Source organism: Nocardia colli, from assembly GCF_008704205.1.
Taxonomy (GTDB): Bacteria; Actinomycetota; Actinomycetes; order Mycobacteriales; family Mycobacteriaceae; genus Nocardia; species Nocardia colli.
This window is the reverse complement of the sequence record NZ_VXLC01000014.1, coordinates 24,374-37,471: the sequence shown is the minus strand read 5'-3', so window position 1 is coordinate 37,471 and position 13,098 is coordinate 24,374. Positions and strand designations below refer to the sequence as shown.

Genomic DNA, 13,098 nt, shown 5'->3' with positions numbered 1-13,098 from the left:
TGTGTTGTTGTGCGCGACCTGCAAGCAGTCGCGCATCAGACGCCGACAGCGGCGAGCTCGGCCTCGATGGCCGACTCCAGCCGCTCCCGGATCTCGGGGACCGCGATCTTCTGGATGATCTCCTGGAAGAAGCCGCGCACGACCAGGCGGCGCGCCACGTCTTCCGGGATGCCGCGGGCGCGCAGGTAGAACAGCTGCTCGTCGTCGAAGCGGCCGGTGGCGCTGGCGTGACCGGCGCCGGCGATCTCGCCAGTCTCGATCTCCAGGTTCGGCACCGAGTCGGCGCGCGCGCCGTCGGTGAGCACCAGGTTGCGGTTCACCTCGAAGGTGTCGGTGCCCTCGGCGGCGGCGCGGATCAGCACGTCGCCGACCCACACGGTCCGCGCGTCGCCCTTGGGCGAGTCCGGATCGCCTTGCAGCGCACCCTTATACAGCACGTTCGACTTGCAGTTCGGCTGCGAGTGGTCGACCAGCAGGCGCTGCTCGAAGTGCTGACCGGCGTCGGCGAAGTAGAGGCCGAGCAGCTCGGCGTCGCCGCCGGGGCCCGCGTAGCGGACGGTTCCGGTGAGCCGGACCAGGTCGCCGCCGAGGGTGACGGCGATGTGGCGCAGCGTGGCGTCGCGGCCGAGTAGCGCGTGGTGCGCGGTCGCGTTGACCGCGTCGTCGGCCCAGTCCTGCACCGCGACGACGGTCAGCTTGGCGCTGTCGCCGAGCACGAATTCGACGTTCTCCGCGTAGGTTCCGCTGCCGCGCTGGTCGATGACCACGGTGGCGGTGGCGAAGTTGCCGAGCCGGATCTGCAAGTGGCCGTAGGCGGTCCGGCCCTCGCCGGGGCCGGTGACCGTGACGACCACCGGCTCGGCGACCTCGGACTCCGCGCCGACCGACACGATGGTCGCCGACTCGAAGCCCGAGAACGCCTGGGCGGCAACGCGATCCGCGGGGGTACCGGCGGCACCGAGGCGCTCGTCGGCGCGCCCGACGGTTTCCACCTGAACGCCCTCGACCGAGCTGACCTCGACCGTGGCCTGACCGTCACGCACCGCGGAGCCGTCGTGCAGGCCGCGCAGCCGGCGCAGCGGGGTGAACCGCCACTCCTCGTCGCGGCCCGACGGCACCTCGAAGGCGTTGACGTCGAACGAGGTGAAGACCTCGCCCTTGTTGGTCGCGGCCCCAGCGCCCGGGTTCTGAATCGGCTTCGCGGGGTTCTCGCCCTCGACCGCTCCAATGACACCTGTCGCCATCAGCCGACGGCTCCTTCCATCTGCAGCTCGATGAGCCGGTTCAGTTCCAACGCGTATTCCATCGGCAGTTCCTTGGCGATGGGCTCGACGAAGCCGCGCACCACCATGGCCATGGCCTCGTCCTCGGTCATGCCGCGGCTCATCAGGTAGAACAGCTGGTCCTCGGACACCTTCGACACGGTGGCCTCGTGACCCATCGTCACGTCGTCCTCGCGGATGTCGACGTACGGGTAGGTGTCCGAGCGGCTGATCGTATCGACAAGCAGCGCATCGCATTTCACCGTCGACTTCGACCCGTACGCGCCCTTGTTCACCTGCACCAGGCCGCGGTAGGAGGCCCGGCCACCGCCGCGCGCCACCGACTTGCTGATGATGTTCGAGGAGGTGTGCGGCGCCAGGTGCAGCATCTTCGCGCCGGTGTCCTGGTGCTGGCCCTCGCCGGCGAACGCCACCGAGAGCACCTCGCCGCGGGCGTACTCGCCGGTCATCCAGACCGCCGGGTACTTCATGGTCACCTTGGAGCCGATGTTGCCGTCGACCCACTCCATGGTCGCGCCCGCCTCCGCCTTGGCCCGCTTGGTGACCAGGTTGTAGACGTTGTTCGACCAGTTCTGGATGGTCGTGTAGCGGCAGCGGCCGCCCTTCTTCACGATGATCTCGACCACCGCGGAGTGCAGCGAGTCCGACTTGTAGATCGGCGCGGTGCAGCCCTCGACGTAGTGCACGTAGGCGCCCTCGTCGACGATGATCAGGGTCCGCTCGAACTGGCCCATGTTCTCGGTGTTGATCCGGAAGTAGGCCTGCAGCGGGATGTCGACGTGCACGCCCGGCGGCACGTAGATGAACGAGCCGCCCGACCACACGGCGGTGTTCAGCGCGGAGAACTTGTTGTCGCCCGCGGGGATCACCGTGCCGAAGTACTGCTGGAACAGCTCCGGGTGCTCCTTCAACGCCGTGTCGGTGTCGAGGAAGATGACGCCCTGCTTCTCCAGGTCCTCACGGATGGAGTGGTAGACGACCTCGGACTCGTACTGCGCCGCGACACCGGAGACCAGGCGCTGCTTCTCCGCTTCCGGGATGCCGAGCTTGTCATAGGTGTTCTTGATGTCCTCGGGCAGGTCGTCCCAGGTCGCCGCCTGCTTCTCGCTGGAGCGGACGAAGTATTTGATGTTGTCGAAGTCGATGCCGTCGAGGTTGGAACCCCAGTTCGGCATGGGCTTGCGATCGAAGATGCGCAGCGCCTTGAGCCGGATGTCGAGCATCCAGTCCTGCTCGCTCTTCTTCGCCGAGATGTCGCGAACAACCGCCTCGGACAGGCCTCGTTGCGCGCTGGCTCCGGCCACATCCGAATCGGCCCAGCCGTAGCCGTATTTACCCAGCGAAGCGATGGTCTCTTCCTGAGTGAGCGGCTGCACCTGGTCGGTGGTTGTCGTCATTCGGCACTCCTTCCGGAGTCGTTCGTTCGTACCGCTGCGGGCTGTGCAGCGATTTCTGGTGAAGTTTTTTTGGTGATCGGTAGTACGAGCAGCGGCACGTGCGTCGTGCATGCGCAGTCGCCGTTGGCGATCGTGGCCAGCCGCTGCACATGGGTGCCGAGCAGGTCACGGAACGCCTCGAGTTCGGCCTCGCACAGCTGCGGGAATTCCTCCGCGACGTGCGCGACCGGGCAGTGGTGCTGGCAGATCTGCACGCCGGTGCCCACCTTGCGGGTGGAGGCGGCGAAACCGGCCTCGGTGAACGCGTCCGCGATCTCCTCGGCCTTGGCCTCGGTGCGTTGCGGCGTGTGCTCCTCGACCGGTGCGATCCCGGCCACGATAGTCCTGGCCCGTTTCCGGGCGAACTCGGTGATGGCCTGTTCGCCACCGATCTCGCCGAGCTGGCGGATCGCGGCGCCGGCCAGGTCGTCGTAGGCGTGACCCAGTTGGCCACGGCCCGCGGCGGTGAGCTGATACTGCTTGGCGGGACGGCCGCGCCCCTTCTGCTGCCACGGCGCGGACCTGCTGGCCCGGGCCTGACCGGAGTCGATCAGTGCGTCCAGGTGCCGCCGGACGCCGGCCGGGGCGAGGCCCAGCGTGGTGCCGATGGCGGTCGCGGTGATCGGGCCCTCTTCCAGCAGCAGCTGAACGATGGCCGCGCGGGTGTGTCCCTCGCCTGCGGTCGCGGGCGCAGCAGACGACCCGGTACCGGCCTTACGACCAGCCCTTTCGTCCTCATCCCGCAAACCCACGGTTTTCACAACATCAGTGTGGCGGAATTCGTTCCCGAAATCTAATAAGGGTGCCCTGAGTTCTCGGGGCTCGTGACCTGCACAGACCGTCGGTCCGGGGTCTCGCGGAGGGCGATCCGCGGTGCCGCGGAGTTGCGGATCGATACGCGAGTAGGCCGCTATTTAAGCCGAGTCTTAAAACGACCACAAATATGGGCCTTGACCTGCTGGTTCGGTGAACAGCCGCCGAGCGTCGCGACATGCGAGCAGTTCGCCGCCGCGGGATCGGCCGACTGGGCCGCTGATGTTTCGACGGTCCATTCGGTCCCGATCGTGATCAGTGCGATACATCACACATGGTCATTCGACCACCTCGCCGAGACGGTTCAGCGGACGGCGACGAGCTTCATCGGCGTCTCCAGCAGAGCGTCCACGGCGTCGTCCCAGTTTGCTGTCCGGGTGGTAACCAGCGACGGATCGAAGCGGCCGGCCGCCACCAGGTCCAGGACTTCGGGGATGGCGGGGCGGGCGTGCGCACGTCCGGTGTGGAACGTGCAGCAGCGGGAGTACATCTCGAAGATCGGCAGCGGCACGTCGGTGAGCTGGACGCTGACGCTGGTGGACCAGCCGTCGTAGGCGGTGGCGTCGATCGCGGCGCGCAACGCCTTTGCGCCGCCCGCGGATTCGACGGTGATGGGGAATCGGCCGACGCGGGCGTCGCGCGGGCCTTCGATCGCCTCGGCGCCCAGGGATTTCGCGATCTCCAGCCGTTCGACGGAGTCGTCGAGGTAGACGACCCGCGCCGATCCGAGCGCGACGGCGAGGCCTGCGGCGTAGAGGCCGATCGACGGCGCCGCCGGACCGCCGATGATCAACACCTCGGCGCCGGGGTTGTCCGCGAGCTGCGGGCCGACCGCGCGATAGCCGTCGGGGATGTTGTCGCTGGCGCTCGCGACGGCGACCAGGTCGATGCCGGGCGGGAGCGGCACGAGCATGGCGTCGGCGTGCGGGATGAGCGCCAGGTCGGCCCAGAGTCCGCCCCAGTCCAGGCCGCCGAGCGGGCCGAGGCCGTAACTGGACAGCGGCGGATGGCTGGTGCAATTGCCGGTGCGGCCGCGCAGGCAGGCAGGGCATGTGCCGCAAGAGATTTGGAACGGCACCACCACCCGGTCGCCGACCGCGACGGTGCGCACCGCATCGCCGATCGCGACGACTTCGACCACGCCCTCGTGCCCGAACGAGTACGGACCCGGCAGTGGGAACGCGCCGCGCAGCACGGCCGGATCGATGTCGCAGGTGGCCAGGGCGATCGGGCGCACCAGCGCCTGTCCCGGTTCGGCGAGCTCGGGTTCGGGGTGTTCTTCCCAGCGCAGCTCGCCGGGACCGGTCAACATCAGACGCTTCATCGTCCGAGTCTCGCTAGAACGTTCTTTCTAGTCAATGCCTCACAAGGAATTTCCCTGCTCGGCAATAACTTCCGGAACAATTCCGGCGACCTCGGATTCCGCGGCGGCCGCGACCACCCGCTCCTCGACCGAGGCCGCCTGGTCCACCTCGATCATTCCCGCGTCGACATCCGACGACCCGGTGCCCGACTCGCCGCTGTCCGGCGTACCCGGATCGCCGTTCGGCAGGCCGGCCTCGGTGAACGTCACCCGGATCAGCCGCTCCATCGCCGCCGCCACCGTGTGCAGCGGCGCCTCCGAGCGCCGCACCCGGGACAGGATGGTCGCGCCCTCGTACGCGGCGACCACCGTGGTGGCCAGCTCCCCCGCGTCCTGCGCGGACAACCCCAGCTCGGCGAGCAGTCCGGCGAACGCCTGCTCCATCGCCTCGAAGGCGGTCGCGCAGGCGGCGCGGATCGACTCGGCATCACTGCCGCCGTCCAGCGCAGGCGTGCCGATCGGACATCCGTCGTCCCATTCCGAGGCGGCCAGCTTGCGCACCATGAACTCGAAAATGGTGGTCGTCGTGGCGAACACGTCCGTCGGCGCCTGCCGGATCATCCGCCCGGTGAGCGTCCCGGTGCCGGTGATCGCGGCCACCGCGATCTCCTCCTTGCCCCCTGGAAAGTGGTGGTAGATAGAGCCATACGGCAATCCGGCCGCCTCGCTCAACGCCTTCAGACCGAACCCGTGATACCCGTGCCGCGCGAGCAGCCCGCACGCGGCGACTTCGATCCGCCGCCTGGACTCCGAAACCATGTGTCTGATTGTGCCCCGGTCGGCGACGCTGCCGATCGGAACGAGCACCGCCGTCACCGGTCTGTGCCGGGACTGTCCGCGACCGCGCCCCTTATGCTTCGTCTCGTGGCGGTACTGGAGGGCGCGCGGCGCAGGACACTGGCATTCGGGCGCCGAGCACTCGGGTTGGACGTGCCGACCGCCGATCACACGATCGCGGTCCTGCACCAGGACGAGACCGAGGTTCCCGGCCTCGACCGGAAAGAACGCGTCCAACTGGACCGCATCCGCCTGATGGGCGCCACCGGAACCGTCCTGATGGCGATCAGCGCCCTCGGCATCGGCGCCCAACCCGTCCACCAGAACCCCACCTCCGGCGTCCGCGTCCTAGGCATCTTCGCCCGCGCCCACACCGGATCACTGGCCATGTGCATGACCGGCACGGTCGTGGTGGTCCTGGCCTGGTTGTTGTTGGGGCGCTTCGCCGTCGGCGGTATCGGCGGGTCTCCGCTGCACCGGCTCAGCCGTTCCCAGCTCGACCGCACGCTCCTGCTCTGGATCATCCCGCTCAGCATCGCGCCACCGTTGTTCAGCAACGACGTGTATTCGTATCTGGCCCAAAGCGAAATCGCGGCGCGCGGCATAGACCCGTATCAGGAGGGCCCGGTCGCCGGGCTCGGCATCGACAACGTGCTGACCAACAACGTGCCGAACATCTGGCGTGACACCCCGGCGCCGTATGGGCCGCTGTTCCTCTGGCTCGGTCGTGGCATCGCCGAGATCACCGGTGACAACATCATCGCGGGCGTGTGGGTGCACCGGATGCTCGCGCTGGCCGGCGTCGCGCTGATCGTCTGGGCGCTGCCCCGGCTGTCGGTGCGTTGCGGCGTGGCGCCGGTGAGCGCGCTGTGGCTGGGCGCCGCGAATCCGCTGGTGCTGTTCCACCTGGTCGGCGGCGTGCACAACGACGCGCTGATGCTCGGTCTGATGCTGGCCGGCATGGAGTTCTGCCTCCGAGCAATCGAAGACATACATCCGTTCGACGGCCGGGCTTACACGTGGCTGATCGGCGGGGCGATCGTCATCACGCTCTCGTCGTCGGTGAAGCTCACCTCGATCGTCGCGCTCGGGTTCGTCGGCATGGCGTTGGCTCGACGCTGGGGATTCAACCTGCGCAATGTGCTCATCGCCGCGGCGATGCTCGGCGCCATCGCGATCGGCACCACCCTTTTCATCGGTTCGATGAGCGGGCTCGGCTTCGGCTGGATCCACACGCTCAATGTCGCGAACAAGGTGCGCAGCTGGATGTCGGTGCCGACGGTGCTCAGCATCATCACCGGGTTCGGCGGGGTGCTGCTCGGACTCGGCGATCACACCACCGCGCTGTTGAGCATCACCCGCCCGATCGCGGCGGTGATCGCGGGCTTCCTCACGGTGCGCATGCTGGTCGCCACCGGTGTCGGCCGGCTGCATCCGGTCGGCGCGCTCGGCGTCTCGATGGGTGCGATCGTGCTGCTGTTCCCCGTGGTGCAGCCCTGGTACGTGCTGTGGGCGATCGTGCCGCTGGCCGCTTGGGCGACCCGGCCGGCGTTCCGCGTTCCGGCCGTGGCCTTCTCGGCGGTGGTCAGCGTCATCCTGATGCCGCGCGGCGCCGATCTCGAGGTGTTCCAGATCGTCGGCGCCGCGATCGCCACCGTGATCGTCTCGGTGCTGTTCATCGTGATAACCCGAAACAAACTGCCGTGGCGGGCGCAGCAGGGGGTGTCGGCTCCGTCACAACTGCCCACCTCTTACGGTGTGACATCGTGAACCGAGCCTCCGGACCTGCCGTTCGCGTCGACGGTGTCGTCAAGCGTTATGGCGAGACCACGGCGGTCGACGGTTTGAGCTTCGATGTCGAACGCGCGCAGGTACTTGCGCTGCTCGGCCCCAACGGGGCCGGCAAGACCACCACGGTGGAAATGTGTGAGGGGTTTGTTACGCCGGATGCGGGGGCGGTGCGGGTGCTGGGGCTGGATCCGATTGCGGATTCGGATCGGTTGCGGCCGCGGATCGGGGTGATGTTGCAGGGGGGCGGGGCTTATCCGGGGGCCAAGGCGGGCGAGATGCTCGATCTGGTGGCGGCTTATTCTGCTGATCCGCTGGATCCGGAGTGGTTGTTGAAGACGCTCGGGTTGCAGGACAATCGGGGGACGCCGTATCGGCGGTTGTCCGGTGGGCAGCAGCAGCGGTTGGCGTTGGCTTGTGCGCTGGTGGGGAAGCCGGAGATCGTGTTCCTGGATGAGCCGACGGCGGGGTTGGATGCGCAGGCGCGGCTGATCGTGTGGGAGTTGATCGATGCGTTGCGGCGCGACGGGGTCACCGTGGTGCTGACCACGCATCTGATGGACGAGGCGGAGCAGCTGGCCGATCAGCTGGTGATCATCGATCACGGCCGGATCGTCGCGTCGGGCACGCCCGCCGAGGTGACCGCGCACGGCGCCGCGGGACAGTTACGCTTCTCCGCCCCACCGAAACTCGATCTGGATCTGTTGAAATCGGCACTGCCGGAAGGTTTCTCGCCGCGCGAGACGACCCCGGGCACGTATCTGGTGGAGGGCGAGATCAATCCGCAGGTGCTGGCCACGGTGACCGCGTGGTGCGCGCGAGTGAACGTGCTGGCCACCGACATCCGGATCGATCAGCGCAGGCTCGAAGACGTCTTCCTGGAACTCACCGGACGGGACCTACGCGGATGACTCAGCCCGACCTGACCGCCAACCGTTTCACCCCGGGCACCTTCGCCCCGGACCCGCGGCCGAGCTCGCGCGCGGCGATGATGCTCGCGCAGACCCGGCTCGAGCTGATCCTGTTGCTGCGCAACGGCGAACAGCTGCTGCTGACCATGTTCATCCCGATCACCCTGCTGGTCGGGCTCAGCCTGCTGCCGTTCGGCGACCTCGGCGACGACCGGGTGGACAAGATCGTGCCCGCAGTGATGATGGTCGCGGTGATGTCCACCGCGTTCACCGGACAGGCCATCGCGGTCGGCTTCGACCGCCGCTACGGCGCGCTGAAACGCCTCGGCGCCACTCCGCTCCCCCGCTGGGGCATCATCGCGGGCAAGAGCGCGGCCGTGCTGATCGTCGTTGTGCTGCAAGCGATTCTGCTCGGCGTGATCGGCTTCGCGCTCGGCTGGCGCCCCGAGCCGGCCGGACTCGCGCTCGGCGCGCTGGTGATCGCGCTCGGCACCGCGACGTTCGCGGCGATGGGCCTGCTGCTCGGCGGCACGCTGAAGGCGGAGATCGTGCTGGCGCTGGCGAACATCCTGTGGTTTGTCATGCTCGGCATCGCCAGCGTCGTGTTCGCCTCCGACGATCTGCCCGCCGCGGTGAATGTGCTTGCCCGCCTGGTCCCCTCGGGCGCGCTGGCGGTCACCCTGGAGGACGCGATGCGCAGCAGCGTCGACTGGTTCGGCATCGCCGTGCTCGCCGTGTGGGGCGCGGTCTCGGGTCTGCTGGCCGCGCGCTACTTCCGCTTCGAGTAGGCCGCCGAGCCGGTACCAACGACAGCGTGTAGTTGACCGTGCTCTACCATCGTGACGTGCTGTATCGCGCCTTTCTGCGACTCGTCGACAAGCTGCCGCTGCCCTCGCTGCGGGTGCAGCGCCTGACCGCGATCGCGGTCATCCTCACGCAGGCGGGCATCGCGGTCACCGGGGCCGTCGTCCGGGTCACCGCCTCCGGCCTCGGTTGCCCGACCTGGCCGCGGTGCTTCCCCGGCAGTTTCACCCCGGTCGGCGTGTCCGAGGTGCCGGTGCTGCATCAGGCCGTCGAGTTCAGCAACCGGCTGCTCACCTTCGTCGTCTCGCTGGCCGCCGCGCTGATCGTGCTCGCGGTCATCCGCGCCCGGCGCCGCCGCGACGTGCTGATCTATGCCTGGCTGATGCCCGGCGGCACGCTGTTGCAGGCCGTCATCGGCGGCATCACCGTGCGCACCGGGCTGCTCTGGTGGACCGTCTCGGTGCACCTGCTGGCCTCGATGCTGATGGTCTGGCTGTCCGTGGTGCTCTACGCGAAGATCAGCGAACCCGACGACGGCGTCGACACCGTGCAGGCGCCCGCGCCGCTGCGCTGGCTGACCGCGCTCAGCGGTGTCGCGCTGAGCGGCGTGCTGATCGCCGGAACGCTGGTCACCGCCGCCGGACCGCACGCGGGCGACAAGAGCATCGAGCGCCAGGTCGAGCGCCTGCAGATCGAGATCGTCACCCTGGTGCATCTGCATTCGCAGCTGCTCGTCGGCTATCTGGCGCTGCTGATCGGCCTGGGCTTCGGCCTGTTCGCGGTCGGCGTCACCCCCGCGATCCGCAAGCGCCTGTTCGTGCTGCTCGCGCTCGTCTGCTCGCAATCCCTGGTCGGCATCGTGCAGTACTTCACCCACGTCCCGGCCGCGCTGGTGGTCATCCACGTCGGCGGGGCCGCCGCCTGCGTCGCCGCCACCGCCGCACTGTGGGCTTCGCTGCGCACGCACGAGCCACTGCCGGCGACCGTCACCGCGAAGCAGTCCGCCTGACCGGCGTCATCGCCGCCGCGGCGGGATTCGTGCTCGCGCTGCATGCCCGGACCCGCCGGCCCGAGGCCGCGCGGGTCTTCTAGCATCGTCGAAGTGACGCAACCATTTCCGGAGATCGAGCCCTACGCGCACGGACTGCTCGAGGTCGGCGACGGCAACCGGATCTACTGGGAGACCAGCGGTAATCCGGACGGTAAGCCGGCCCTGGTGGTGCACGGCGGACCGGGTAGCGGGGGTAAGCGCGGCGCGCGGAAGAACTTCGATCCCGCCGTCTACCGCATCGTGCTGTTCGATCAGCGCGGCTGCGGCGAGAGCCTGCCGCATGCCTCGGATCCGGCAGTCGATATGGCGCACAACACCACTGAGCACCTGATCGAGGACATGGAGCGGCTCCGGGTACACCTCGGCATCGAGCAGTGGCTGCTGTACGGCGGTTCCTGGGGTTCGACGCTGATCCTCGCCTACGCCGAACGCTATCCCGCGCGGGTGTCCGAGATCGTGCTGGTCAGCGTTACGATGACCAGGCCGGAGGAGACCGATTGGCTCTACCGCGGCGTCGCGCGCTTCCTGCCGGGCCCGTGGGAGACGTTCCGCAACGCACTGCCCGAATCCGAACGCGACGGGAATCTCGTTGCCGCATATAGCCGTTTGATGAACAATCCAGATCCGGACGTGCGCGCGACGGCGGCCCGCAATTGGTGCGCGTGGGAGGACGCCGTCATCGCGCACGAAACCCTCGGCCACCCAGGCGCTTACAGCGACAAACCGGACGACGCGCTGCTCGCCTTCGTCCGGATCTGCACGCACTACTTCGCCAACGACGCCTGGATTCCGGACGGGCAACTGCTCGACGAGGCACACAAACTCGCGGGAATCCCCGGCGTACTGATCCACGGACGCCTCGATCTCGGCACCCCGCTGCAGAACGCCTGGCAGCTGGCCCAGGCCTGGCCCGACGCGGAACTGCACGTCATCGACGAATCCGGCCACACCGGCAGCCCGGCCATGCGCGCGAGCATCCTCGACGCCCTCGCCCGCTTCGGCCGCCGCTAGGGTTCGAGCGCCGCCCGGGCGAACCCGACCAGGTCGGTGCGCACCCGCACCTGATCCAGCCCGTCCGCGCCGGCCCGGATCGCGGACAGCAAGGCGGACAACAGGATCGAGAGCAGAATCTCGCCGGTCAAGCGCGGATCGAGCGCGGAATCCAGGTACCCGAGGGCGATTCCGTGCTTGATCCACGCGGTCGCCTCGTCGCCGTACATGGTCAGGTTCCGCATCGAACGCTCGGCCACCCGGTCGTCGATCGAGGTCGCCTCGAGCAGGATGAAGGTCACCAAACCCGGTTCGTCGCCGACCAATTCGTAGCATTGATCGATGACCCGCCCCGACAGCACGCAGAACTCGTCCAGCGTCTGCGGCCGATGTCCGGTCACCGCCCGGCCGAACACCCGGTCGCGGATCAACTCGAAGTAGTGGTCGATGACCGCGTCGAGGATGTCGCGCTTGCTGGTGAAGTAGTTGTAGAAGGTGCCGTGGCTGACCCCGGCCCGGGCGACGATATCGGCGACGACCACCGCCCGATACCCCTTGTCCACGAACAACTCATAGGCGGCGAACACGAGCTCGGCGCGCCGTTGGGCAGCATTCATAGCCCGGTTCCGGCGGCGACGGAATCGCGTGGCCGCAAAGCCTTTTCGAGCACGATGAGCACCCCGTCGGTGACCCGCTCCCGCGCCTGCGGCGTGTTGTCCCCGCGCATCTCCTGCAACAACCCGGGCACCACCAGGGTCATCGTAATGTGCGCCGTCACTTCGGGATCGATGTCCGCGCGAATCCACCCGGCCGATACTCCACGCCGAAGTTCTTGCGCCACAAAGGTACTGACGAGCAACTCCAGCCCGAGCAGCCGATCGCTGAGTTCCTTGTCGATCGCGTTCGCCTCGACGAGCACCAGCCGGATGAAGTCCGGATCGTGCTCGAGCATGGCGTACAACCGCACGATGGCCGCCCGCACCCCCGCCAGCAGTTCCTGCGCCGACGTCGGACGGCTCAGCAGCGTCTGCGGCTCCAGCGCGCCGATGAGCTTCTCGATCCCGAAATCGACCACATGGTCGAGGATTTCGCGCTTGCTCGCGAAGTACCGGTACACCGTGCCCTGCCCGATGCCGGCGTGCGCGGCCACATCGGAGATCGCGGTCGCCTCGTAACCCCGCTCGACGAACACCGCATAGGCCGACTCGATGATCTGCTGCCTGCGCCGTTCCGGCAGACCGGCCAGCGGTGGCCGACCACGACGGGCGGCGCGGGGCTGCTCCGGCACAGCACTCCTTCGTCAGAACCAGCACAAATAGCTCGTCAGCCTATCAACGCGCCGGCGCCTCGCCCTTCGGGCCGTAGTCGACCACCTGCCAGTCGCCGCCGTTCTTCGCCACGGTGACCACCAGCAGGTTCGGCACGGTGGCCGGCGTCGGCTGCTGGATGTTCTGCGTCTTCTGCGTCGCGAACACCGTCACCGAGAACTGCTCGTTGCCCTGCGCGTCCACCGTGGTGCCCAGCACCTGCCCGGTCGCCACCACCTGCGCCTCGTTCATGATCTTCGCCAAGGTGTCGTGCACCTCGTCGTAGCGCTTGCGCAGCGCGTCGGAGGTGCCGCGCTGCACGCCGTCGAAGAACCCGGGCAGGTTCTTGTAGTCGTAGGTGAGCGAGCGCAGGGTGTAGTCCTTCGCGATCTCGGCGGCCTTGTCCCGATCGGCGTTCTGCCCGCGCAGGGCGCTGAGATCGTCGGAGGTGGACTGCCAGGACAGGCCGAGCGCGATGCTGAGCACGGTGAGCAGGACGGTCAGGCCGCCGAGAACGTAGCTGATGCCGTTGCGCCGCAGAAAATTCGGCTCATTCACCGAGGTAGCGACACGTA

At 68.1% G+C, this 13,098-nt stretch carries 13 protein-coding genes; 5 read left to right on the top strand and 8 right to left on the bottom strand.

All coding sequences use genetic code 11. The annotated features are described in order from the left end of the window. Nucleotides 1–35: 35 nt before the first annotated feature. From sufD to F3087_RS24570, 5 genes are all read right to left on the bottom strand, one after another. On the bottom strand, nt 36–1,244 hold the full coding sequence (sufD, locus tag F3087_RS24590) for a Fe-S cluster assembly protein SufD (protein ID WP_191094126.1): 1,209 nt from the start codon (nt 1,242–1,244) through the stop codon (nt 36–38). Continuing rightward, nucleotides 1,244–2,680, bottom strand: a complete 1,437-nt coding sequence (sufB, locus tag F3087_RS24585; RefSeq protein ID WP_150404400.1) for a Fe-S cluster assembly protein SufB — start codon at nt 2,678–2,680, stop codon at nt 1,244–1,246. The genes sufD and sufB overlap by 1 nt, the downstream gene beginning before the upstream one ends. Next, a complete protein-coding gene (locus tag F3087_RS24580; RefSeq protein WP_150404399.1) occupies nt 2,677–3,480 on the bottom strand; it encodes a helix-turn-helix transcriptional regulator in 804 nt (267 codons plus the stop codon). The genes sufB and F3087_RS24580 overlap by 4 nt, the downstream gene beginning before the upstream one ends. A gap of 356 nt (nt 3,481–3,836) precedes the next feature. After that, nucleotides 3,837–4,856 (bottom strand): zinc-dependent alcohol dehydrogenase, encoded by a 1,020-nt coding sequence (locus F3087_RS24575; RefSeq protein ID WP_150404398.1) that lies wholly within the window; start codon nt 4,854–4,856, stop codon nt 3,837–3,839. 39 nt (nt 4,857–4,895) lie between these two features. Continuing rightward, nucleotides 4,896–5,654, bottom strand: a complete 759-nt coding sequence (locus F3087_RS24570) for a TetR/AcrR family transcriptional regulator (RefSeq protein WP_150404397.1) — start codon at nt 5,652–5,654, stop codon at nt 4,896–4,898. Between the two features lie 93 nt (nt 5,655–5,747). On the opposite strand from F3087_RS24570, the gene mptB reads away from it, so the two are divergent. The 5 genes from mptB to pip all read left to right on the top strand — a co-directional run bounded on the left by mptB (nt 5,748) and on the right by pip (nt 11,237). Further along, entirely contained in the window at nt 5,748–7,442 is a 1,695-nt protein-coding gene (gene mptB, locus F3087_RS24565; protein WP_223885310.1) for a polyprenol phosphomannose-dependent alpha 1,6 mannosyltransferase MptB, read from the top strand. Beyond that, entirely contained in the window at nt 7,439–8,371 is a 933-nt protein-coding gene (locus F3087_RS24560; RefSeq protein ID WP_150404395.1) for an ABC transporter ATP-binding protein, read from the top strand. The genes mptB and F3087_RS24560 overlap by 4 nt, the downstream gene beginning before the upstream one ends. Then, entirely contained in the window at nt 8,368–9,159 is a 792-nt protein-coding gene (locus F3087_RS24555; RefSeq protein ID WP_150404394.1) for an ABC transporter permease, read from the top strand. The genes F3087_RS24560 and F3087_RS24555 overlap by 4 nt, the downstream gene beginning before the upstream one ends. Before the next feature lie 56 nt (nt 9,160–9,215). Next, on the top strand, nt 9,216–10,184 hold the full coding sequence (locus F3087_RS24550) for a COX15/CtaA family protein (protein ID WP_150404829.1): 969 nt from the start codon (nt 9,216–9,218) through the stop codon (nt 10,182–10,184). A gap of 93 nt (nt 10,185–10,277) precedes the next feature. Further along, entirely contained in the window at nt 10,278–11,237 is a 960-nt protein-coding gene (gene pip / locus F3087_RS24545; RefSeq protein WP_150404393.1) for a prolyl aminopeptidase, read from the top strand. On the opposite strand, the gene F3087_RS24540 is transcribed toward pip, so the two are convergent. From F3087_RS24540 to F3087_RS24530, 3 genes are read right to left on the bottom strand one after another with little or no spacing between them, the layout of a single operon-like run. Further along, nucleotides 11,234–11,833 (bottom strand): TetR/AcrR family transcriptional regulator, encoded by a 600-nt coding sequence (locus tag F3087_RS24540; protein ID WP_150404392.1) that lies wholly within the window; start codon nt 11,831–11,833, stop codon nt 11,234–11,236. The genes pip and F3087_RS24540 overlap by 4 nt on opposite strands. After that, nucleotides 11,830–12,504 (bottom strand): TetR/AcrR family transcriptional regulator, encoded by a 675-nt coding sequence (locus F3087_RS24535; RefSeq protein ID WP_150404391.1) that lies wholly within the window; start codon nt 12,502–12,504, stop codon nt 11,830–11,832. Before F3087_RS24535 ends, F3087_RS24540 begins: the two co-directional genes overlap by 4 nt. A gap of 43 nt (nt 12,505–12,547) precedes the next feature. Further along, nucleotides 12,548–13,081, bottom strand: coding sequence for a hypothetical protein (locus F3087_RS24530; RefSeq protein WP_150404390.1), 534 nt, complete (start codon nt 13,079–13,081; stop codon nt 12,548–12,550). Between the last annotated feature and the right edge of the window lie 17 nt (nt 13,082–13,098).

What these genes read in the sequence shown, in the direction of transcription:
- sufD (WP_191094126.1), bottom strand. Translation starts at nt 1,244, where the DNA reads ATGGCGACAGGTGTCATTGGAGCGGTCGAGGGCGAGAACCCCGCGAAG.
- sufB (WP_150404400.1), bottom strand. Translation starts at nt 2,680, where the DNA reads ATGACGACAACCACCGACCAGGTGCAGCCGCTCACTCAGGAAGAGACC.
- F3087_RS24575 (WP_150404398.1), bottom strand. Translation starts at nt 4,856, where the DNA reads ATGAAGCGTCTGATGTTGACCGGTCCCGGCGAGCTGCGCTGGGAAGAA.
- F3087_RS24570 (WP_150404397.1), bottom strand. Translation starts at nt 5,654, where the DNA reads ATGGTTTCGGAGTCCAGGCGGCGGATCGAAGTCGCCGCGTGCGGGCTG.
- mptB (WP_223885310.1), top strand. Translation starts at nt 5,748, where the DNA reads ATGCTTCGTCTCGTGGCGGTACTGGAGGGCGCGCGGCGCAGGACACTG.
- F3087_RS24555 (WP_150404394.1), top strand. Translation starts at nt 8,368, where the DNA reads ATGACTCAGCCCGACCTGACCGCCAACCGTTTCACCCCGGGCACCTTC.
- F3087_RS24540 (WP_150404392.1), bottom strand. Translation starts at nt 11,833, where the DNA reads ATGAATGCTGCCCAACGGCGCGCCGAGCTCGTGTTCGCCGCCTATGAG.